General features: G+C 68.3%; 22 protein-coding genes and 1 tRNA gene. 13 read left to right on the top strand and 10 right to left on the bottom strand.

Features of this window, described 5'->3' with window-relative positions:
* Positions 1-37: 37 nt before the first annotated feature.
* A complete protein-coding gene (locus tag ACW175_RS01285) occupies positions 38-382 on the top strand; it encodes a P-II family nitrogen regulator (protein WP_010918409.1) in 345 nt (114 codons plus the stop codon).
* Positions 383-442: 60 nt separating this feature from the next.
* On the top strand, positions 443-1,954 hold the full coding sequence (locus tag ACW175_RS01290; protein ID WP_492102868.1) for a phospholipase D-like domain-containing protein: 1,512 nt from the start codon (positions 443-445) through the stop codon (positions 1,952-1,954).
* On the opposite strand, the gene ACW175_RS01295 is transcribed toward ACW175_RS01290, so the two are convergent.
* From ACW175_RS01295 to metX, 3 genes are read right to left on the bottom strand one after another with little or no spacing between them, the layout of a single operon-like run.
* Entirely contained in the window at positions 1,911-2,690 is a 780-nt protein-coding gene (locus ACW175_RS01295; protein WP_492102869.1) for an endonuclease/exonuclease/phosphatase family protein, read from the bottom strand. The genes ACW175_RS01290 and ACW175_RS01295 overlap by 44 nt on opposite strands.
* Positions 2,687-3,379, bottom strand: coding sequence for a methionine biosynthesis protein MetW (gene metW, locus ACW175_RS01300; RefSeq protein ID WP_492102870.1), 693 nt, complete (start codon positions 3,377-3,379; stop codon positions 2,687-2,689). The genes ACW175_RS01295 and metW overlap by 4 nt, the downstream gene beginning before the upstream one ends.
* Positions 3,376-4,524, bottom strand: a complete 1,149-nt coding sequence (gene metX / locus ACW175_RS01305) for a homoserine O-acetyltransferase MetX (protein WP_492102871.1) — start codon at positions 4,522-4,524, stop codon at positions 3,376-3,378. Before metX ends, metW begins: the two co-directional genes overlap by 4 nt.
* A gap of 79 nt (positions 4,525-4,603) precedes the next feature.
* Here metX and ACW175_RS01310 point away from each other — a divergent pair, with 79 nt between their 5' ends.
* The 6 genes from ACW175_RS01310 to ACW175_RS01335 are packed head-to-tail and all read left to right on the top strand — an operon-like array spanning position 4,604 to position 8,985.
* A complete protein-coding gene (locus ACW175_RS01310) occupies positions 4,604-5,113 on the top strand; it encodes a SixA phosphatase family protein (protein ID WP_492102872.1) in 510 nt (169 codons plus the stop codon).
* Positions 5,110-5,454, top strand: coding sequence for a DUF952 domain-containing protein (locus ACW175_RS01315; protein WP_492102873.1), 345 nt, complete (start codon positions 5,110-5,112; stop codon positions 5,452-5,454). Before ACW175_RS01310 ends, ACW175_RS01315 begins: the two co-directional genes overlap by 4 nt.
* Complete coding sequence (locus ACW175_RS01320; RefSeq protein ID WP_492102874.1) at positions 5,451-6,509, top strand: quinone-dependent dihydroorotate dehydrogenase; 1,059 nt, start codon at positions 5,451-5,453, stop codon at positions 6,507-6,509. The genes ACW175_RS01315 and ACW175_RS01320 overlap by 4 nt, the downstream gene beginning before the upstream one ends.
* Complete coding sequence (locus ACW175_RS01325) at positions 6,506-7,255, top strand: TVP38/TMEM64 family protein (protein ID WP_492102875.1); 750 nt, start codon at positions 6,506-6,508, stop codon at positions 7,253-7,255. Before ACW175_RS01320 ends, ACW175_RS01325 begins: the two co-directional genes overlap by 4 nt.
* Positions 7,256-7,264: 9 nt before the next feature.
* Positions 7,265-8,758, top strand: a complete 1,494-nt coding sequence (locus ACW175_RS01330; protein ID WP_492102876.1) for a sensor histidine kinase — start codon at positions 7,265-7,267, stop codon at positions 8,756-8,758.
* Between the two features lie 11 nt (positions 8,759-8,769).
* Positions 8,770-8,985, top strand: coding sequence for a hypothetical protein (locus ACW175_RS01335; RefSeq protein ID WP_492102877.1), 216 nt, complete (start codon positions 8,770-8,772; stop codon positions 8,983-8,985).
* Positions 8,986-9,102: 117 nt separating this feature from the next.
* On the opposite strand, the gene ggt is transcribed toward ACW175_RS01335, so the two are convergent.
* Positions 9,103-10,845: a gamma-glutamyltransferase gene (ggt, locus tag ACW175_RS01340; RefSeq protein ID WP_492102878.1), complete on the bottom strand. Its 1,743-nt coding sequence runs from the start codon at positions 10,843-10,845 to the stop codon at positions 9,103-9,105.
* A 263-nt stretch (positions 10,846-11,108) separates the two neighbouring features.
* Here ggt and ACW175_RS01345 point away from each other — a divergent pair.
* The 3 genes from ACW175_RS01345 (at position 11,109) to ACW175_RS01355 (ending at position 13,401) form a co-directional block, all read left to right on the top strand.
* Positions 11,109-11,185, top strand: a tRNA-Arg gene (locus ACW175_RS01345).
* A 394-nt stretch (positions 11,186-11,579) separates the two neighbouring features.
* Entirely contained in the window at positions 11,580-11,873 is a 294-nt protein-coding gene (locus ACW175_RS01350) for a hypothetical protein (protein WP_492102879.1), read from the top strand.
* On the top strand, positions 11,842-13,401 hold the full coding sequence (locus ACW175_RS01355; protein WP_492102880.1) for a hypothetical protein: 1,560 nt from the start codon (positions 11,842-11,844) through the stop codon (positions 13,399-13,401). The genes ACW175_RS01350 and ACW175_RS01355 overlap by 32 nt, the downstream gene beginning before the upstream one ends.
* Positions 13,402-13,578: 177 nt before the next feature.
* Here ACW175_RS01355 and ACW175_RS01360 read toward each other — a convergent pair whose 3' ends face one another.
* The 6 genes from ACW175_RS01360 to ACW175_RS01385 all read right to left on the bottom strand — a co-directional run bounded on the left by ACW175_RS01360 (position 13,579) and on the right by ACW175_RS01385 (position 18,527).
* Positions 13,579-14,724 (bottom strand): hypothetical protein, encoded by a 1,146-nt coding sequence (locus ACW175_RS01360; protein ID WP_492102881.1) that lies wholly within the window; start codon positions 14,722-14,724, stop codon positions 13,579-13,581.
* A 105-nt stretch (positions 14,725-14,829) separates the two neighbouring features.
* Positions 14,830-15,219, bottom strand: a complete 390-nt coding sequence (locus ACW175_RS01365; protein ID WP_492102882.1) for a thermonuclease family protein — start codon at positions 15,217-15,219, stop codon at positions 14,830-14,832.
* A gap of 30 nt (positions 15,220-15,249) precedes the next feature.
* On the bottom strand, positions 15,250-15,834 hold the full coding sequence (locus tag ACW175_RS01370) for an alpha-ketoglutarate-dependent dioxygenase AlkB (protein ID WP_492102883.1): 585 nt from the start codon (positions 15,832-15,834) through the stop codon (positions 15,250-15,252).
* Positions 15,831-16,220, bottom strand: coding sequence for a hypothetical protein (locus ACW175_RS01375; RefSeq protein ID WP_492102884.1), 390 nt, complete (start codon positions 16,218-16,220; stop codon positions 15,831-15,833). Before ACW175_RS01375 ends, ACW175_RS01370 begins: the two co-directional genes overlap by 4 nt.
* Positions 16,213-16,443, bottom strand: a complete 231-nt coding sequence (locus ACW175_RS01380) for a hypothetical protein (protein WP_492102885.1) — start codon at positions 16,441-16,443, stop codon at positions 16,213-16,215. The genes ACW175_RS01375 and ACW175_RS01380 overlap by 8 nt, the downstream gene beginning before the upstream one ends.
* Before the next feature lie 347 nt (positions 16,444-16,790).
* On the bottom strand, positions 16,791-18,527 hold the full coding sequence (locus ACW175_RS01385; RefSeq protein WP_492102886.1) for a recombinase family protein: 1,737 nt from the start codon (positions 18,525-18,527) through the stop codon (positions 16,791-16,793).
* Positions 18,528-18,660: 133 nt separating this feature from the next.
* Between ACW175_RS01385 and ACW175_RS01390 the strand changes: the two genes are divergently transcribed.
* A complete protein-coding gene (locus ACW175_RS01390) occupies positions 18,661-18,936 on the top strand; it encodes a hypothetical protein (protein ID WP_492102887.1) in 276 nt (91 codons plus the stop codon).
* 287 nt (positions 18,937-19,223) lie between these two features.
* A complete protein-coding gene (locus ACW175_RS01395; RefSeq protein WP_492102888.1) occupies positions 19,224-21,281 on the top strand; it encodes a ParB/RepB/Spo0J family partition protein in 2,058 nt (685 codons plus the stop codon).
* Positions 21,282-21,745: the final 464 nt, after the last annotated feature.

The following is a 21,745-nucleotide window of genomic DNA, read 5'->3' on the forward strand; positions in this document are numbered from 1 at the left end:
TGTCCCTAACCACCGTTCGCTCCCCGGGAACACCGCCATGAAGATGATCGTCGCCGTGATTAAGCCGAGCCGCCTGGATGCGGTGCTCGAAGCGGTCACCGAGGCGGGCGCGTCGGGTTTGACCGTCACCGAGGTGCGCGGCTACGGCAGGCAGAAGGGCAAGACCGAGGTCTATCGCGGCGCCGAGTACGAGGTGAAGCTGCTGCCGAAGGTCAAGCTGGAGATCGCCGTGCCCACCGATGTGCTCGAGCCCGTCATCGAGGCCCTGCAGCGCACCGCCAACACCGGCAAGATCGGCGACGGCAAGGTCTTTGTCATGGACCTGGAACAGGCTCTGCGCATCCGCACGGGCGAACGCGACGCGGCGGCCATCGCGGGGTAAGACAAGCGGAGCCATGAGCCGCCCCGCGCGTTGTCGTGGTCAGCGACGATTTGGGGCGACATGGATCCGGGAACTTCCGTCTTCCAACCGGGATACAACTGCTGGCGGGTCGAGCCCGCCGATCGCGTGGCCCTGTTCATCGACAACGACGAGGCGTTCGACGCGCTGAAGCCGTTGATCCTGTCGGCCAGGAAGTCGATCTGGATCCTGGCCTGGGTGTTCGATCCCCTGACGCGCCTGGATCCCGATCGGGTCAGGCGCAGCCGCGACCCCAGCCACGCCGATCGCATCGGCTTGATCCTACGGCGGCAGGCGGCTCTGAACCCGGCGCTCGACGTGCGGGTGCTAACCTGGGACATGCCGTTCCCGATCGCCGCCTCGCAGCTGTTTGGCCCGCATCGCGGCGCGGCCTTCTTCGCCGGCTCGCGGGTCAAGTACCGCCTGGACGCCACCCTGCCGGCCAGCGCCTGCCATCACCAGAAGGCGGTGATCATCGACGGCGTCACGGCCCTCGTCAGCGGCGGCGACATCGGCGTCGACCGCTGGGACGACACCCGGCACCTGGACAACAATCCTCTGCGCCGCCTGCCGACCGGGCGACACTATCCGGCCCGGCACGAGGTCTCGATGCTGGTCGACGGCCGCGCGGGCGAGGCGATGGCGGACCTGTTCGTCGACCGATGGAAAGCGTCGGGCGGCGACCCGGTCGAGCGCCCGGATCGCCCCGACGAGACGCCCTGGCCCGATGGCCTTTTGCCCGACCTGCGCCGGATGCCCGTTGGGGTGGCCCGCACCTCGGCCGCTTGGCAGGGCAGACCCGAGATCACGGAGTGCCTGCTGCTTCACCTGGCGGGCATACGCGCGGCGCGGCGGCTGATCTACCTGGAGAACCAGTACCTGACGTCTCCGATCATCGTCGAGGCCCTGGCCGAGCGTCTGGCCGAGCCCGACGGCCCCGAGGTGGTCACGATCGGACCGGCGCGCAGTCCCAGCTATTTCGACCAGATGACCATGGATAGCGCGAGGACCTCGGCCATCAACCGCCTGCGCGAGGTCGACGTCCATGGTCGCTTCTCCGCCTTCTCGGCCCATACCCCGAGGGGCGCACCGATCATCGTCCACTCCAAGGTGGCGATCATGGACGACTGGATGCTGCGGATCGGCAGCGCCAACCTCAACAACCGCTCGATCGGTCTGGACAGCGAGTGCGACCTGGCCTTCGAGGCCAGGAGCGAGATCGAGCGCGAGACGGTGCGCGCCTTCCTGGGCCGCCTGGTCGGTCATTTCATCGACCGCTCCGCCCAGGACGTACTGGAGGCCATGGAGCGCGAGGGCGGCCTGGGCGCGGCGATCAATACGCTGGACGTCAAGGGCGGCCCGCCGCGCCGGCTGCAGCCCGTGCGGGCGCGCCGCCTGGCCGGTATTCAGAAGTTTATCGCCGACTGGAGCCTTGGCGACGCCATCGCGCCCGACGACGCTTGGCGCCCGTGGGGCCGTCGCGCTCGCTTGCGCCGCGACATCGCCCGGCTTACCCAGCCGCCGCCGGCGCCTCCCGAGCGGCTTCAGCCGTGATCTCCAGCTCGACCACCAGCGGCAGGTGGTCGGACGCCACGCGGGCCAGCGGGCTGAACGGCGAGCTGACGCCGCGCGTCTCCAGGCCCTTGGTCAGGAACACGTGGTCGATGCGCATGAACGGGAAGCTGGACGGAAAGGTCGCCGTGGCGGGGCGCGGCCAGCTCGGTGTCGGCGCCTGGGCGTCGCGCAGGGCCGTCCGCAGCATCCGATAGGTCGCCGAATAGGGCGTGGCGTTGAAGTCGCCCAGCACCACGCCGGGGGCCAGCCAATCGTCCGCGCCCATCCAGTCGGGACCCAGCAGGGCGGCCGCCTGGCGCTTCTGCTCCTGGGGGATGAGGCCCAGGTGGGTGTTGATGATCTGGACCTTGGTTCCGCCGACATCCACCTCGACCCACAAGGCCCCGCGCGGCTCCAGGCCGGGCACGCGCTTGTAGAGCGGCAGGCTCTGGGCCTTGACCCGCCGTTCGGGCAGGGCGGTCAGGATAGCGTCGCCGTAGAGTTCCTCCTCCACGGTCATCGCCGGGTGGAAGTGAAAGCTCATCTTCAGCAGTTCGGCGAGACGATGGGCCTGGTCGACGCCTTTCGTGCGGGCGCGCAGGACATCCAGCTCCTGCAAGGCGACGACATCGGGCTTTTCAGCCGCGATGACCTCGGCCACACGCTCGACATCGAGCTTGCGGTCCGTGCCCACGCAGCGGTGGACGTTGTAGGTCATGAGACGAAGGGTCTTCATCCGTCGAAGAGATCGCCCGAGACGGGCGGAAGTTCCTTGCCGGAGGACTTTCCTTGGGCCGTCGCGCCGTTGCGGCTGAGCATGAACAGGCAACTCTCGGCCCGCCAGTTCTCGACCGCGCTGGCGGGGTTCATCGGCCGGGCCGGACCGCTTCCCGCGAAGGCGGCGCAGGCGTCGACGCGCAGGTTCAACTCGGCCGTCAGGGCCAGGAAGTCGGCCAGGGTGCAGAGGTGGATGTTCGGCGTCGACCACCACGGCATCGGCAGGGCCTTGGTCTCGGGCATCCGGCCTCGGCTCAGCAGTGACCAGCGCACCCGCCAGTGGCCGAAGTTCGGGAACGAGACGATGGCCCGGTCGGCGATGCGCAGCAGCTCGTCCAGCACGTGCCGCGGATGGCGCGTCGCCTGCAGGGTCTGGGACAGCACCGCGTAGTCGAACGAACGGTCTGGGAAATGGTCGAGATCCAGGTCGGCGTCGCCCTGCACCACCGACAGACCGCGCGCCATGCAGGCGGCGACGCCGCTGGCGCTGATCTCCAAGCCGCGGCCGTCGATCTGCTTGTCGTGGCTCAGCAGGTCCAGCAGAGCGCCCTCGCCGCAGCCGACGTCCAGCACCCGCGAGCCGGGGCGCACCAGGCGCAGGATCTCGCGGAAATCCTCGCGGATGCCACTCTCGGAAAGTGTGGTCAAATCAGCCCCCGGTCACGCTCGGCCGAACTCAGGAAGCCAGCCAGCGCCGCGTCCATCACCGGCTCGTCCAGCAGGAAGGCGTCGTGGCCCTTGTCGCTCTCGATTTCGGCGAAGGCGGCGCGGGCGCCGGCGGCGGTGAGGGCGCGAACGACGTGGCGGTTCTCGGCGGTGGGATAGAGCCAGTCGCTGGAGAAGCTGAGCACGCAGAACCGCACATGGCGCGCGCGGGTGAAGGCCCTGGCCAGCACGCCGCCGTGGCTGGCCGCGATGTCGAAATAGTCCATGGCCCGCGTGATATAGAGGTAGCTGTTGGCGTCGAACCGGTCGACGAAGCTGGATCCCTGGTGGCGCAGGTAGCTTTCGACCTGGAAGTCGGCGTCGAAGCCCCACGACAGGCCGTCGCGCTGCAGCTCGCGTCCGAACTTCCGTTGCAGGGCGGGCTCGGACAGATACGTAATGTGCGCGGCCATACGTGCGACGGCCAGGCCTTTCTCGGGCCGAACACCGTGGTCGGCATAGGCGCCGCCCCGCCAGTCCGGATCGGCCATGATCGCCTGGCGGCCCACTTCGTGGAAGGCGATGTTCTGGGCGGAGTGTCGCGAGGCCGAGGCCAGGATGACGGCGCTGAACATCCGCTCGGGATAGTCCACGGCCCATTGCTGGACCTGCATGCCGCCCATCGAGCCGCCAACCACGGCGAACAGGGTGTCGACGCCCAGGGCCGTGACCAGCATGGCCTGGGCCCTGACCATGTCGGCGATGGTGATCATCGGGAACGACAGGCCATACGGCTTGCCCGTGGCCGGATTGTTCGAGGCCGGGCCGGTCGACCCCATGCAGCCGCCGACCACGTTCGAGCAGATGATGAAGTGGCGGGCCGGATCCAGCGGTTTGCCGGGGCCGACCAGGCGGGGCCACCAACCAGGCTTGCCCGTGGTCGGGTGCGGCGAGGCCACGTACTGGTCCATGGTCAGGGCATGACAGATCAGAACGGCGTTGGACTTGTCAGCGTTCAGTTGCCCGTAGGTCTGGTAGGCGACCTCCAGGCTCTCGAGCATGGCGCCTGAATCGAGCCGCAGGGGTTCGTTCGCGGGAAACCGCCAGGTTCCCCCGTCGGCGGGTGTAACCAGATCGAGCGCAGCCATGGCCCGCCTTGGACCCCTTGGCGCACAAGGTGTCAACCACCGGCTTCCTGACAAGGCGAGGGACGGCTATGGAGGTCGCATGGAGCGACTGATCCTGATGCGCCACGGCAAGGCCGAGCGGCACGCCGCGAACGGCGGCGATTTCGAACGCGCCCTGGCCGACAGCGGCCGGGCGGACGCGGCCGTCATGGGCAAGGTGCTGGCGCGGGCCGGCGTCGCGCCCGACCTGGTGCTGGTCTCTTCGGCCCGGCGTACGCGCGAGACGGCCGAGCGTGTCGCGCCGAACTTTCCCGCCGCGCGGGTCGAGCATCTGCGCGACCTCTATCACGCCGATCCGGAAGACGTCGTCCAGGTGGTCGAGGCGCACGCCGACAGCGTGGCCACGGTGATGGTGGTCGGGCACAATCCCGGCCTGCACGAGCTGGCCCTGCGCCTGGCCCTGCAGGGCGACGCCTCGCCGATCCACACGAACAAGCTGCGCGGCCGGTTCCCGACCTCGACCACGGTGGTGTTCGGCTGGACCGACAAGGGGCCGGCGCTGGAGCACCTCTTCTACGCACACGAGAACGGCGGAGCCGGCGGCGAATGACCCTGATCTACAAGATCCTGTCTCGCGCGGAGTGGGACGCCGCCAAGGCCGCCGGCCGCTTCGAGGGCTCGGCCGTGGACCTTCAGGATGGTTTCATCCACCTTTCCGGGGCCGACCAAGCCCAGGAGACCGCCGCCAAGTACTTCAGGGACCAGCCGAACCTGGTCCTGCTGGGCGTCGAGGCCGAGGGCCTGGGCGCGGACCTGAAGTGGGAAGCCTCGCGCGGCGGCGCCCTGTTCCCTCACCTCTACCGTCCGCTTCTGGTCAGCGACGTGATCACCGAGGCCGAGCTTGGTCTCGACACCGATGGCGTTCCTCAACTGGGCGATCACCTCGCATGATCCTGCATGACATCGCCGCGCGCGCCCTGCATGTCCTGGACCCCGAGGACGCCCACGGCTGGGCCGTCCGGGGCCTCAAGATGGGCCTGGGACCGCGCGAGAGCGGTCCCGACGATCCGATCCTGGCGGTGAAGATCGCCGGCCTGGAGCTGTCCAACTGCGTGGGCCTGGCCGCTGGCTTCGACAAGAACGCCGAGGTCGCCGATCCCATGCTGGCCGCCGGCTTCGGCTTCGTGGAGGCCGGCACCGTCACGCCGCTGGCCCAGGCCGGCAATCCGCGCCCGCGCCTGTTCCGTCTCACCGAGGACCAGGCGGTGATCAACCGAATGGGCTTCAACAATGGCGGCCTGGATCCCTTCTCGGCGCGGCTGAAGGCTCGCCAAGGTAGGGGCGGCGTGGTCGGCGCGAACATCGGCGCCAACAAGGACGCCAACGACCGTATCGAGGACTATGTCACGGGCCTGACCCGCCTGTGGGGGCTGTCGGACTATTTCACCGCCAACATCTCCTCGCCCAACACGCCGGGCCTGCGCGCGCTGCAGACCAAGGCGGCGCTGGAGGAGCTGCTGGGCCGCATCTCCGAGACCCGCGCGGCGATGAAGGTCGCCTCGGGCGCCGACTATCCGATCTTCCTGAAGGTCGCGCCCGACCTGGAGGACGGCGAGATCGAGGCCATCGTCGAGGCGGTGGTCGATGCGGGCCTGGACGCCATCATCGTCAGCAACACTACCATCGCCCGCCCCGCTGACCTGAGGTCGGCCCAGGCCACGGAGAGCGGCGGCCTGTCCGGCGCGCCGCTGCTGGAGCCTTCGACCCAGGTGCTGAAGCGCTTCCACGCCGCCGCGGCCCGCCGGGTCTCCCTGATCGGCGCGGGCGGCATCGCCGACGGCGCGGGGGCCTACGCCAAGATCCGCGCCGGCGCGCGGGCGGTGCAGCTCTATTCGGCCCTGGTCTATGGCGGGCCGGGCCTGGTCACCCGCATCAAGCGCGAGCTGGCCGCCCGCCTGCGGGCTGATGGCTTCGCCGCCGTCGAGGACGCGGTCGGCGCCGCATGACGCGTGAAGGGGCTTTGACGCTGCTGCGCCGCTTTGGCCCGCTCGCGGTCATCGTGATCCTGTTCGTGGCCGCCTTCGCCAGCGGGGTGACCGATCATCTTTCGTTGGAGGAGCTTCGCATCCAGGGAACCGCGCTGCAGGCTTTCGCGCGGGAACGGCCGCTTCTGAGCGTGGCGATCTATCTGGCGATCTATATCGGCTCGGTCGCCGTCTCCTTGCCTGGCGCCCTGATCCTGTCCCTGACCGGTGGTTTCCTGTTCGGCCCTCTGGGCGGCGGCTTCGCGGCGGTCACCGGCGCCACGGGCGGCTCGACCGTGACCTATCTGGTCTTCCGCACCGCGTTCGGCGACGTCCTGCGTCGCAGGCCCGACGCCTTCCTGGCGCGCGTGGCCGACGGGCTGCGCAAGGACGCCTTCAACTACCTTCTGACCCTGCGCCTGATCCCGGCCTTCCCGCTGTTGATCGTCAATGTCGCCGCCGGCGTGGCCAACATTCCCGCCCGCGCCTTCGTCCTGGCCTCGCTGCTGGGCATGATCCCGAGCTCCTTCGTCTATGCCGGCATCGGCGCGGGACTTGGCCATCTCTTCGCGCAAGGCGGGCCGGTGACCATGGAGACCCTCTTCTCGCCACGGATTTATCTTCCCATTGTCGGCATGGGCGTTCTGGCCTTTCTGCCGCCGTTGTGGCGCCATTGGCGCAGGCAGCGCCAAATAGCGCCCTTGCCAAAGCCCTTGGACGAGAAGTAGCCGCACCGGATGGTCGAAACGGTTTCGCCGTCAGAGACTGAGCCCGCCCCGCCCCGGAAGCGATTTCCGTGGCCGGGCGGCCTGTCGGCGCGCCTGCTGCTGTTCACCGCCATTGTCGTCACCTTCGGCGGCCTGCTGATCCTGCCGCCGACCCTGGCGGCCTATGAGGAGCAGTGGCTGCTGGACCGCGTGCGCGCCGGGGAGCTGGCCTCGACCATCGCCGAGTCGGATCCGGACCTGCGGGTCAGCGACGCCGTCGCCAACCAGATGTTCGACCAGGCCGGAGCGGTCACTGTCGCTGTCCAGGCCGAGGGCGCGCGCCGCCTCGTCCTGCCGCCCAAGCAGCCGTTCAAGACGCCCTATCTCGTGGACCTGCGCCGCCAGAACCCGGGCTCGTGGCTGGCCGCGCCGTTCTTCACCCTGACCAGCCCCGAGGGCAGCATGGTCCGCGTGATGGCCGAGCCGCGCTTCCGCAAGGCCGAGTTCGTCGAGGTCGTGGTTCCGGACGCGCCTTTGAAGGCGGCCCTGGTCGAGTATTTCTGGCGACTGGCCGGCGTGACCATCTTCGTCGCCGCCCTGGCCGGCCTGTTCGTCTACGCCTTCCTCAACGTCTTCCTGGTCCGCCCCATGCAGCGGATCACCCGCGCCATGGAAGCCTTCCGCGTCGACCCCGGCGATCCGGAGGCGCGTATCGCCGTGTCCAAGCGCCGCGACGAGATCGGTCGCGCCGAGGCCGAGCTGGACCGCATGCAGGTCGACCTGCTGGCGGCCCTGGCCTCCAAGGCCCGTCTGGCCGCCCTGGGCGAGGCGGTGGCCAAGATCAATCACGACCTGCGCAACATGCTGACCAGCGCCCAGATGGCGTCCGACCGTCTGGCGGCCCTCGGCGATCCCAAGGTGGCCCAGGCCCTGCCGCGCCTGGAGCGGGCTTTGGACCGCGCCATCACCCTGGCCTCGGACGTCATGGCCTATGGCAAGTCCAAGGAGCCCGAGCCGGTGACGCGGATCATCCCGCTGCGCCCGGCTCTGGACATGGCCGCCGAGGATGCCGGTCTGACCCCGCGGGGCGTCGCGCTTGAGACCGTCATCGGTCCGCGCGAGCAGCTTCTGGCCGATCCGGACCAGCTGCACCGCATCCTCACCAACCTGTTCCGGAACGCCCGCGAGGCCATCGAGGGCGCGGCCGATCGCGGCGGCAAGGGCAAGGTCTTCGTCGAGCTGCGCCGCGACGCCGGCCACAGCATCCTGCGCCTGTCGGACGATGGTCCCGGCGTGCCCGAGCGCGCCCGCGCCAACCTGTTCCAGCCCTTTGTCGGCTCGGTGCGTCGCGGCGGCACGGGCCTGGGCCTGGCTATCGCCCGCGAGCTGGCCCAGGGTCATGGCGGCGACCTGGCGCTGGTCGAGACCGGCCCAGGCGGCTCGGTGTTCGACCTGACCCTCGCCGGCGCGCCCGATCCGCTGCCTGAACCTGACGACAAGGCCGCCGACGCCTCGGCCACCTAGGAGGACGTGCGATGACCACCACCTGGACCATCGCCGTGAAGATCGGCGCCTCGGCCGACGGCGCGCCGATCCACGAGATCACGGTCGAGGCGCCGGACGTCCCGACCGCCCTGCGCCGCGTGGCGGCCATGGTCGCGGTGCAGGAGGCCTCCGATACCGAACTACTCATGGATGGCCAGGAGGAGGTCTTCTCCCGCGCCGAGGTCGAGGCGGGCCTGGAGCCCTGATCGTTCGATCAGGGTCCATCTTCAAAATGCAGGGCGTGGCGGGCCCCGAAACCGTTTACACTTTCGGCTGCCATGTCCGGGAAGAACACCGGGCCAGCACCTGGTCCCGCGCGGGGCTCAGAGCCCCTTGGCCACGCCTTCGCGACGCGGATCGGCGCCGCCTTCCAGAATGCCGTCCGGCCGCACGATCACGCCTTGCAGGCCCGAGCCCTCGACCTGGCCGACCTTGATGTTGACGCCGCGTGCGTTCAGCGCCGACAGCATGGCGGGTCCGAACCATTCGGCGTCGCCGGAATAGGTGTCGCCGCGCGCCACGACGTTCGGCAGCGACACGGCCTCCTGCATGTTCAGGTTCCAGTAGAACAGCCCGACCATGGCCTTGAGATTGTAGGACAGGATGGCGTTGCCGCCCGGCGAGCCTACGGCCGCCAGGAACTTGCCCTTCTTGTCCAGCACGATGATCGGCGACATCGACGAGCGCGGGCGCTTGCCCGGCGCGATGGCGTTGGCGGCCGGCGCGCCGTCCTTCTCCTTCGGCGAGAACGAGAAGTCGGTCAGCTGGTTGTTGAGGAAGAAGCCGTTCACCATCCGGCCGTTGCCGAAGATGCTCTCGACCGTGGTGGTCATCGACACGACATTGCCAGCCGGATCGACCACGACCAGGTGAGTGGTGCCGCCCGGCTCCTTGGTCATGTCGACGCCGACCTTGGGCGCGCCCTTCGGTTTGCCGAACGGCGGCGCCGCGCCCGCCGTATCGGTGATCAGCTTGGCGCGTTCGGCGACGTATTTGGGATCCAGCAGGCCGTCGACCGGCACGGTCACGAACGAAGGGTCGCCGACATAGCGGTCGCGGTCGGCGTACATGACCCGCTCGGCCTGGGCCAGCTGGGTCCAGGCCACCGGATCGGTGGGGTCGCGCTTGCCGATGTCGGTGTGCTCCAGCATCCGCAGCGCCTGGATCACCGCCAGACCCGAGGACTGCGGGTTGGGCACGCAGACGGTGTAGACCTTCCACGGCTTGCACAGGGCCTGGGCCGAACGCGGCTTGTAGCTCTTCAGGTCGGCCAGGGTGATGCTGCTGGGCAGGTCGCCCTCGTGCAGGCGGTCAACGATCGCCTGGGCGATCGGGCCGTCGAGCAGGGCCGCCGGACCCTCGGCGGCGATCTTGCGCACCGTGGCGGCATAGGCCGGGTTCTTCAGCACGTCGCCGGCCTGGTAGCGGGTTCCGTCCGGCTTGGTGAAGTACTTCATCGCGTCCGGCTGCGAGGCCTGCGGCGCGCGGCTGACGATCATGCCGGCCAGGCGGGGGCTGACCACGAAGCCGTCGTCGGCCAGTGTCTCGGCGTCCTTGAACAGCGTGTTCCAGGCGATCTTGCCGTGTTCCTTCTGGGCCAGGGACAGCATGGCCACCGCGCCCGGAACGCCGGACGAGCGGCCCGACAGCAGCGCCTTCACGAAGGGCAGGGGCTTGCCGTCCGGTCCCATGAACATGTCCGGCGAAGCGCCGGCGGGCGCGGTCTCGCGGCCGTCATAGGCCGTCACCTTACCGGTCTTGGCGTCATAGAAGACCATGAACGAACCGCCGCCCAGACCGGAGCTCTGCGGCTCGACCAGGCCCAGCACCGCCTGGATGGCCACGGCGGCGTCGACGGCCGAGCCGCCGTCGCGCAGCACCCGCAGGCCCGCCTCGACCGCCAGCGGATTGGCCGCGGCGACCATGCCCTTGGCGGGCGTCGAGGTGGAGACCGGCTTTGCGGCCGGCATGCCCAGCGGGATCGACTCGGCGTGGGCGGCCGAGACCGGAGCCAGCGCCAGTTGCATCGACGCGGCGAGGGCGAGCAGGGAAACGAAACGACGCATACGGATCCTCTATGGCGGACGAGGGCGAACATTGGGGATGGCCTGCCCGCCGTCCCAAGGCGTTCCATGGACACCAATCAAGCGACGCTGTCACGTCCAGATCGTCCGCGAGCGGCCTCAATCCCGCGCCCTGAACCGTGGCGCGGCAACGACATTCCGCCGAGCGAACACCGGCGTGCGAAACTTTTCGATTTTTCCCGCGAACCGGGCTTGCGTTCCCGAAACGGACGGGCTACTTCCCCCGCCTCGCCGAAAGGCAATGCGCGCCCGTAGCTCAGCTGGATAGAGCATCAGACTACGAATCTGAGGGTCGGACGTTCGAATCGTTCCGGGCGCGCCATTTTCTCCAAGAAAATCAAAGATTTAGCCAAGCCCTCCGGGCGAAGCCCCTTTCTAAGTTCCCGTCTAATCAGGGGTTTAGTAAGGGGGCGAGACGGCGCTAATTTTTTTGCTCGCTGGCGTTCGCCATTGCCGCCGCGTCTCGTCTAGCGCGCGCCTGTCGCGCATCGCGCGTGAGACCGCGATTCGGCACAGACTGAACGACATTCCGGCTTTGCCGTCGGGAGGCGGCCAAGTGCAGAGCGCTGCAGAGATCTTCGGCCTTGTGCGTGCAGGGCGCCACGCCCTCGGCTTCGCGTGTCGAAGCCATCCAAGCCCAGCGTCAATGAAGCCGCTCGGGAGGAGTGGACGCACCGATAAGGGGACGCCAAAGTGGGCAGAACTTGGAGGCGCGAATGGACATCACTGTTTTGGCTTCGACCGACGAGGTCAGGAGCGTCCTCCGAGAGGCGCTCGACCCAGAAGCCATGGCCAACATCGCCATCGAAGATGCGCCGCAGGACCCTTTCGCGCCTGCGGAGCGAGGCGAGGCGATCACCTTGGCTGCGCTGGTGACCTGGACAGCTGGCGCTGTAGCGGGCGGGGTTGTCGGAAATGCCGCCTACGATGGTCTCAAAGCCGCCGCGGCGGCGCTCATCAAACGCTTCGGGGCTGACCGTGTCGTGGTGGAAGAAGAGCCCGAGGCCTGATCCCTTCGAGCCGCAGCCGCGCTTCGAGGACGCTCGTGGCGCGCGATATTGGCCCGATACGCTGTTTGTCGACATGTCGGCCTATCCTGAAGAGCTCCAAGCCTTCGAAGGTTCGGCGCGCGATCTCGTTGAAACCGGCGACCTTGGGATCTTCGTCGCCATCGCTGCTCGAATGCACGAACAGACCCACTGGCTTCAGACCGTGGGAACGACATTCGGCCGGTTCCTGGCCCGCAACCGTATTCTGACCGGTGATCTTGCGTCGGCGATCCTGACGACTGCCACCCCTCGCGAACTTGATCTCTTGCGCGCGGCGCGACGGGCTGGAGTAGCGCCAGCTGAACGCAGCCGTAACGGCCAGCTCAAGCACAGCCTGGGCTATTCCACGACCCTGCAGTCTCTGTTCGATCACTGGTGGGCTGGCGTGGCGCTTGAGCACTTCCTGATCGACGGTGGCCGTGACCTCCTAGGCCCTATTCCGCCGACGTTTCTAGTTGGCCTTGGCCTCCGCTACGCAGCCGCAGGCGATGATCTGGCGAGCGTCTTCAACGCGCCCGACGAAGGTTTCATGCCAGCCACGCGCGCCATGGGACCGCGTGGCGAGCTGGTGCTTGATCGATCGCGCGAGCGGATTACCGTCCGACACATCGAGGAAGGGGCGGCGATGGTCGTCCAGCATCTCTTCACCGCTCGCCAGAAAGATCGTCTCCCCGAAGCTCGCTATACGGCTTTCGCCAGCCAGGCCCTGGCCTGGACGCTGACGCGCTTCGCCGACCAACGCCACAGCCTCTACACCGAAGCCGTCACAACCTTCAGTCAGGCCGGTGTTCGGGGTGATGATCTACGCGCCCTCGAACTCTTTCTGTTGGTCTGCGACGTCGCGCTAAACCCAGTGATCCCTGACGACGGATCAGCCGTGAGCACCGATTGGAGTGACTTCCACCCCGTACTTCGGTTCCGTCGGCTCATTGCCGTTTTGAGCGACTACGAGCCGGATCAAGTTCTCGTCGATGGCGCGCCGCCGGCCAGCTGGTGGACCAAGGAGCGCGAGCGTCTCATAACCTTGTCCGGGCTTTCAGACGGCGCGGGCTCAGGCGTCTTCGGCCAAAGCGGTTCTGCGAGCGTCAATCCGCTCAGCGAGCCGGGAAAGTTCCAGCGCCGCTTCCTGGGAGAGGCGGCCGCGCAACTCGATCGACTACGCGCATCCTTTCCGGCTGCTGGGGCAAGTCCGCTACACGCCGGGGACCCCGACGAGGTCGGATTCATGGCTATGCTCGATGCCGCCGAGGGGCCGGGTTACGATCCGCCCTTGCTGATCAAGTCGGGGGGGAATGGTGAGCCGTCATCGATCTCCGAAACGTTGTTTGCGCGCGCGACGCTGGCAGGCGCGTCGCGGCGGGCGCTGCATAGTTGGATCGCCAAGGCCGGCCCGCTGATGTTCATGGGACTGCCGAGTGATCTCCCCGGTCAGCGAGCTTGCGAGCTTTCGACACAGCGCTTGGCCGAGGCGTTCGATCTCGAAGCCTGATGAGCAACAGGAGGCTATGCGCGTTAGGCCAGCACCTTCTCTGAGCCAAGCAGCCAATCGTGATCCGCCCGATATGTTCGGCCGCCGAGAGGCATCCACCGTGCCAAATCCGTTGTCATGTAGGACTGAAATCTCAAACACGCCTGCGTCGGCGAGATTCTGGGCTCGGCTCCGCCCCTAACGCGTTTCGGATCGGCTTCCGCTCAGATCATCAAGGCGGACGCCAAGGCGCGCTTGGGCAAACCGCAACAGCCCGTAGCGCATGATCCGCTCGAGCCCGGCAAAAGTCGGGGCGTCGGCGAGGATCTTTGCGAAGGCCTTGTCCTCGTCCATGGGCCGCCCCGTTTGCACGTCAGGAGGGGCGGCGCCCCGCGATTGGACGCGTGCGCCAAAGCCCTGGCCCGTGTGGACGTAGCGGCTGCGTAGATCATAGGCCGCGCCGAGGGTCTTCAGGAACCGATCGCTGCGATGACGCGCCCAAACGTGCTCGGCTTCCCCGCGCTCGAAGAAGGCTGCGTCGGTTAGGTCGGCGAAGGTTCGCACAAACCGGCGGCGTATCGATCGCATCTTTCCTCTCAGGGTTTTAGCGACCGCCGGGCCATCGGCCAGGCCCACCTCGATGCGCGAAAGCATGTGCCGCGTCTGGGCGTCGAGCAGCTGGTCGGCCGGAATGTCGACGGCGGCCGACAGGATTTCCCCGCTCGTGATGAGGTGAAGATAGGCGACTTCGACATCCGTCTCGGCCGACTGAAGGGCGCGCAGGTAGAACTTCGAGGCGTTGCGGAAAACCGACGCCTCAGGCGATCGACCGGCATCGGAGAACATCAGCTCTGAAAGGCGATCGATCTCCTTCAGGGACAGGGGCACGGGGAAGTCGGCGCGGGGCTGACCGCTATTGGTCGGAAGCTCCGGATCGGCGAAGGCGTCCAGCGCTCGCAGGTCCGGAAGATAGAAAAGACCGGCGCCTTCGTAGGGGCCATGACTGTCGAAACGTTTCCCGTAGAGCACCGCCAAATAGGCGCACATCATCTCGCCGACGTGGTCGTAGTTGGGAATCATCACCTTCGGCAGGTTCGCCGACGGCGCGGCGCGAAACGACAGCGTGATGGCGGTCCGTCCGCCCTCCCGACTACGTCTTGTATGGGCGGCATGATGGCCAAGAGAGGGGTAGGCCTCCCGGGCGACCACAGTTGGCGAGACGAAATCTTCGTTCAGCCGGGCTGTCGTCGAGATCAAGTGCTTCTGGACGTGCTCGTGGGGGTCCAGAGGCGGAAGCGCGCTTGCACGCGCGGCCGAAGCCTCCTCCAGTTCATCTGCGGACACGGACATACTCCGACGGCTTGCGGCGATATTAAAAAAGGCTTTGCTCACGCTGTACACGGGCCCCCGCGCGCGGAGCGAGTTCGCCGATCGCGCCTGCCCCCTCGGCTAGCGCCACTGTCCACGCTTTGCGAGGCGGGCCTGCTCTTCCTCCCCCGCGTAGAGGCCCTTGCTGTATCGGCGATACTCCGTGGCGAAGCCTGAACGGATCAAGGCCGCGTTGAGGTCGGGGCTTTCGCTGGACCAGCACCTGGCGACAATTCGGCCATACCGATCCCGATCGACGGGACGGCAAGCCACTCGGCCCCGCGTCAGGCGGATGAGCTCGTCGCGGGCTTCATAGGCGAAGGGCTCGGCCGGGGTTTGCCCCCGACGCACCTCGGGCGCATCGACGCCGAAAAGACGAATACGGTCAGGACCGCAGCGCAAGGTGTCGCCGTCATGAACGGTCGGGGCGGTGCAGGCGATGATCGCGGCGGCGACGAGTGAAGTGGGCATGGGGCTCCATAGGCTGGTTCGCGTCGGGGCCTAAGGCCGCGCGACGGTGCGGAACGTCACTGAATAGCGCAGGGCGTCGACTGGCGGGATGCTGTGCTGCCAGGCGCTGCGCGCGGGGCCACTCATCAAGTAGGCTGATCGCGGCTCGGCCGTGATCGAGGCGCGCTCCCAGGTCTCGCCGGCCTTGCGCCGCAGGCGGAAGGTGCAGGGCGAAAGCAGCGAGACACCCGCGATGGCTACGGCGGGCGGGCGATCGCGGTGCCAGCCGATGCCGGCGCCGGCGGCGTATTCGGTGACTAGGGCGTGGCGAAAGCTCTCGATCGCCAGGCCGGTGAAGGCGGCGACCTTGGCGAGCAGTGGTTGCAGGAAGTCGGGCACGCCCTCGCCGGTCTCGACCATCGCCCCGTCCTCGCCGCGTCGCCAGCCGAAGGCCGCCACCCGACGATTGCCCAGGTAGCCCAGATGTTCGTACGGTGTGAACGCCAGGGTCTCCAGGCGCGCGACTAGGTCGCGCTCCTCCTGCGGCGTAACCAGCCCGGCCTGGTAGCGAAAGCCTTCCGGCAGGGGATTGCGTGGCGCTATCGGCAGGTCGAACAGGCTCGGCTGCAAGGTCATGGCTTTCCAGTCGTCGCGGACGGCCGCCAGCCGTAACCGTAGTCGCTCGGGTTCAGGCCGGCGTCGAGCAAGGTTGAGATCAAGGCCCAGCGCAGCTGCTCGGCTCTCGCGCCCGGTTCCTGGATCCCCGAGATCCAGATGATCGGCAGCCGGCCCGGGCAGCGTGGACATGCGGCCTTGCGCTGGATCGCGGCGAAGGTCTCGCCCAGCAGGCCGCGGGCCCGGCCCAGCATGAGGTCGCGCCGCCAGGTCTTTGTCGTGCCGCAGTATTGGCACCGAAAGTGGACTTCCCAGCCGCGCTCCAGGGCGTCGACCAGGCGCGAGGACGCCAGCCACGGTTCCATCTGGGCGGCCTTGCGCCGATCGCTGTCGCTGGGCTCAGGCATCGGCCGGAGGCTCCACCTGCCGGACCGCCCGCCACCAGGGCCAGCGATTGTCCCCGCCACGCTCGATCTTTTCCATCTCGAACCAGGCCACGTCGCCCTCGAACTCGGGGACGTTCTCCGGGTCCACAAAGTCGGCGGGGCGGTTGAGACCGCGATGGGGGTGAAGCAGGAAGCGTAGCGTCCGCCGGGTCCGGTCCGGTCCATATCCCTCGTCGACCGCCATCCGGGTAAGCCGGGCGATGGTCCGCTGATAGACCCGAGGCGTCCTCGGGGCGTGTTTCGTCGCGCGCTGACCAGCACGTGGGGTAGGCATTGGCGGCTCCGTTGTGTTCCTTAAATGTTCTCGTTCCGACGATGGCGAGAGTCAACCGGCCAACTAGACGCAGGACGGCTCCCGCCGCCCGCTTGCGCGTTCGGCTCCCGCCGAGGTTCGAGAGCGGCCGGCGGTCGCGCTCGGTCCCGCGGCTTTCGCCGCTCCCTCGGGCGCGACGCCTGGCGGGCGCCTTTGGGGCGCCGCCGGCCGCTCGGCGCCGCTTCCCGCCACGCGCATGCGCGGGCTCCTCGCAGTCTTCATTCTTGTTGGCGACCGGTAGCGCGCAGTTCGGACTGCGCGCTACCGGTCGCGACCTCATCTTGCCAGGGCTCATAGGGCTTCAGCGCGCCGCCGCGGCTTCGCGCGATCGCCGATCGCATGAAATCGCTGCGCGAGGCCGCCCAGCCCGCCGCCGCATAAGCTTGCTCAAGGCTTCCAAACCGGGTCCGGAAGAAGCTCGCCTTCGGAACGCCGGGTGTCAGCATGATCAGCCGTTCGGTCAGATAGCCGTGCTCGGCGGCGAGCCGGCGCAAAATTTCGGCCAGTTGTTCGTCGGTAAACGGCGATCCGTCGGCGTTGCGCGTGACGTTCGGCCGCCGCGGCGGCTTGTCGACGATGCCCGCCGCCGCCAGCCCGTTGCGGAGCTTGGCCGCGCGGCAGATGTCCTGAAGACGGTAGGGCAGCCCGGCCTGCTCATAGGCCTTCGTCAGCCCGTTGAAACGCGACGCGATGGAATCGGCATGAGGAAGATAGTCGCAGGCGTTGATCAGCTTGTAATTGACGAAGCCCTTGTCGTCCCACAGGCGACGGAGGCCCTGGAGGATAGCCTCCTTGGACTGGCGCCGCAGGCGCACGCGATGCAGCCTGCCCTTGATCATGATCGCGTGCGGCAGGCCGGCGGCGACGTAGGCGGCGGGCAAGCTGCCGAAGCGGTAGGCGATCGCTGAAACCGAGGGCAGGTAGGGGCAGTCTTCGATGATCCTGGTCGACAGATAGCCGAACTCGTCGCGGCAATTACGCAGGCGCTCCAGGAGGTCATCCCGGGGAAAGTACCGGCGGCGGGAGGTGCGCTTGCGCCTAGCCGCGTCGAAGGTCTCGCGCGAGACGATCGGCGGGAAGGTCACGCCGCCGATCCACTCGTCTCTCGGCAAATCCAGTTTTTCACCCTGTAGGGGGCGCGTGCTCTTGCCGTAGAAGACTTCCCCGACATAGCCCTCATAGCGCAGGATCAGCATCACCGATGACTGGGTCCAGCCGCCGACAGGCGGCGGCCGACCCTCCGCCGCCATCTGGCGGGCGATGGAAAGCGCGCCGATCGAGCAGCTCAAGTACAGGTCGTAGATGTCACGGATCGCCTGCACCTCCTCATCGGGCCCGTGGACCAGCCGAATGCGCTCGGTGGCGATGGCCTTGCGCTGGCCGCGAGCCATGATCTGGCGAGGCGTCCCGTCCTCGGTCACCAGCTGACGGCGCAGGCCATAGGCGGCGCGCGAGCCGACATAGTTGCCCAGCCGGGTCTGGGTCTGCTGGCCGGCCTTGATCTTCACGCCCAACTCGCGGGCGAACTCCCCGGCCATGATCCGCTTGACGTGCTTGACCAGCGAGGCGGTCGGGCTGCCGTCGTTCAGAAACGGCTCGCCGGTGTAGTGCACCTGCACGCCAGCCATCTTGCAGAGAAATTCATAGGTGGCCGACTCGTCGGTATCCTGGAAGCGTCCCCACCGGCTGACGTCAAGGACCAGCACCGCCGAGAACCCGGCCCGGGTCGACATCACGTCCGCGAGCAGGCTCTGCAGGCCGGCCCGCCCCTTGAGCGTCAGGCCACTGCGCCCATGGTCGCGGTAGGTCTTGACGATCCGGATGCCGTTGTTGAGCGCGTAGACGCCCAGCGCGGCCATCTGGTTCTCGAGCGAATAGCGCTGATGCTCGGTCGACATGCGGATGTACTGGGCGGCGACGATAGGCTGGCGAGAGCCGGTGTTCCTCTGGTCCATGGGATCCTTCGAGAGGGCTGCGAGACATCACAGACGCACGACGGCGGCCCGATCCCTGGAGGCGGGCGAAATATTTTCAGGCCCGCCGGGAATGAAGCGGCCCTGGCCCGTCTATGGGCTTTGGAGATTCCCGATGCTCGCCTTCGCCATCGTCGATCCGCGCAACGACCATGAGCTCTGTCGCTTCAGCGCGCCGTGGGCCACGTCCGTGCCGATCTTCCGCGATGTCGCGGCCGGCTACTTCGCACGGATTCCAAGCGCCGAAGCGCTGCTGTTCTACGCTGCGGCCGGCGCCGACGAGCCCTGGATCCTTGTGTGTCGGGCAGAGCGAAAAGCCGGCGTTTCCAGAGGCGTCGAGATCACGGCGGGGCCGCTTCTGCTTCTCGCCGTTCCGCCGTCCCTGCACTGAGGCGCCGGGCGTTCGCCAGGCATGACCGCGCCGCGTGATGCGCGGCCTCTTTCCTTTGGCGGCCGCTCCGCGACCGCGTGGCTTGGGGGCGCTGCCCCCCAGCGCTCTTCGCATCGGTTCCGCCCACCTTCGGGCGCGCGCGAAGAGCAGCGATCCGCACGCCGGGCTCGACGCCCTGCAGGCGGTTCCCCGCGAACCGACGCTCCGTTTGCACCCCCCGGTCTCGCCGACGGGCAGGGGTCAGGCGCGCCTTGCGCCTGCCCCCAACCCTCAACGGGAGACCCGTCATGACCCAGTCCAGCCAAGCCGCCCTGGAAAAGGGCTTCGTCCTCACCGACACCGGCGCGATCCGCGCCGGTGAGGAGCGCGCCTATCCCCTGAACAAGCTCAAGCGCTCGCCCGAAAACGTCCGCAAGGGCGGCCACAGCGAGGCGGTGATCGAGCAACGCGCCGCCTCGATCCTGGCCAAGGGCCTGATCCACCTGCCGGTGGTCAAGCCCGAGCGCCGACCCGACGGCAGCGAGACCGGGTACGCCCTGGTCACGGCCGGGGAAGGGCGGCGCCTGGCCCTGCGCCTGCTGGCCAAGCGCAAGCTGATCCCGAAGACGGCCATCATTCGCTGCCTGGTGGACGAGGCAAACGACGCGGTGGAGGTCAGCCTCGATGAGAACATTTCCCGCAACCCGCTTCATCCGGCCGACGAGTTCGAAGCCTTCTTCGACCTCTCCGAACGCCAGGGGCGAGGCGCCGAGGAGATCGCCGCGCGCTTCGGCGTCACCGCCGCCGTGGTGCGCCAGCGGCTTCGCCTCGCCGCCGTCGCGCCCGACCTGATCACCCGCTACCGCGAGGAGGAATTGACCCTCGACCAACTGATGGCCTTCGCCGTCAGCGAAGACCACGACCGCCAGCGGCAGGTGTTCGAGGCCTATCCGCACGCCCATCCTTCCGCCATTCGCCGGGCCATGACCGAAAAGACGGTCCAGGCCGACGACCGGCGCGTGCGCTTCGTCGGGGTAGAGGCCTATGTCGCGGCAGGCGGCACGGTCATCCGTGACCTCTTCACCGAGGATCGGGGCGGCTATCTGTCCGACGTCGCCCTGCTCGACCAGCTCGTCGGCGGCAAGCTCGCCGCCATGGCGGCGGACCTGAAGGCCGACGAGGGCTGGAAGTGGGCCGAGACCCACCTGGACTACCCCCATGGTCATGGTCTGGCGCGTATATGGCCCAAGCCCGTGGAGCCTTCCCCGGAGCTTCTGGCCCGCCGCGCGGAACACCAAGCCTTGGGCGAGGAATGGGGCGAGGTCGAAGACCTGCCGCCCGAGGTCGCCGCGCGCCTGACCGCCCTGGAGACCGAACTCGCCGACGATGTGACCGAAGCCTATGACCCTGACGATCTCGCCCGCGCCGGGGTGTGGGTGGTGCTCGGCTATGACGGCCAGCCCCGCATCGAACGCGGCCTCGTCCGGCCCGAGGACGCGGTCGTCGCGCCCGAACCGGAAGGCGACGGCGAGGACGACGAGGGTCCCGCCGACATGGGCGCCGAGGAGAGCCCGGCGGAGTCCGACGACGAGGAGGCGGACGGCGATCCGCGCGCGCCGCTGTCGGCCAAACTCGTCGCTGAACTGACCGCTCATCGGACGGCGGGCCTGCGGTTGGCCCTGTCCAACGATCCGGACATGGCCCTGGTCGCCGTCACCCACGTCCTGGTGTTGGGCACGTTCCACGGCCTCGGGCGCGCCTCGTGCCTCGACATCCGGGTCAACTCCACTTTCCTGCCCGAGCATGGCGAAGGGGTGAAGACGAGCCCCGCCTACGAGGCGATGCAGGCGCGCTATGGCCAGTGGGCCAAGCAAATCCCCGAGGACACCGAAGCGGTCTGGGATTTCGTCGTCGGCCTGGACCATGACAGCCGCGCCAGCCTGCTGGCCTTCTGCGTCGCGAGCAGCCTGGACGCCGTACGGTCTTTCGGCGGTCGCGGCCACGCCCCGGCGCACGCCGACGTCCTGGCCACCGCCACCGGTTTGGACATGACGGCCTTCTGGTCGGCCACCGAGGATCGCTATCTCGCCCGCGTTACCAAGGCTCACGTGCTGGCGGCGATCGACGAAGCCGTCTCTCCCGACACGGCCCAGCGCCTATCGGGCCTGAAGAAGGCCGAACTGGTCGCGGCGGCGGAGCCCGATCTGGTCAAGGCCCGCTGGTTGCCCTGGTTGCTGCGGACCCGCCCCGCGATGGCGACCACGGCGCGGGACGAAGGCGCGCCGAGCGACAGCCCGCCGCCTGAGCCGGTGGCCGAAGGCGACGCCCAGGACAAAGCCGCCGCGATGTTGGTGGCGGCCGAGTAGGAACCGGGCCGGGTCGTCCTGCGGGACGGCCCGGTCTTGGGCGCGGCGTGGCGACCGCCCCGACCTTGGGGGCATGGGTCTCCCCGCCGCGCGGCGCCGGGACGCGGGCGGGCCGCGCCGCCGGGCTTTCGGTTCGGGGCGGCCTTCGGCTTCGGCCGGGACCTCGACTTCCGTGTCGCACTTGTGGGCTAGGCGGGTCCAGGCGAGGTCGAGGCCCTCCTCGGCGGCGTAGACGGGCGTGACCGGAGCCGTAATGCGCGGGCCGCCGCATCGACCGGCGGGTTTCGACGCCCGTGCCGGAGGCGTGGTCCAGGCCGCCGATTCCGGCTTCGAGCGAAGAGGGCAGCCAGGCTGCGACTTGGCCGGGTCGCCCTCGATAGACTTGAAGTCGACCTTGCTCCGGAGCTCCCAGCGGGGACCGAGGCGATCAAGTCGCCCGACGTGGCCTTGAACGTGCCGATGCG

This window comes from Caulobacter sp. FV1ye6ST (genome assembly GCF_058681225.1).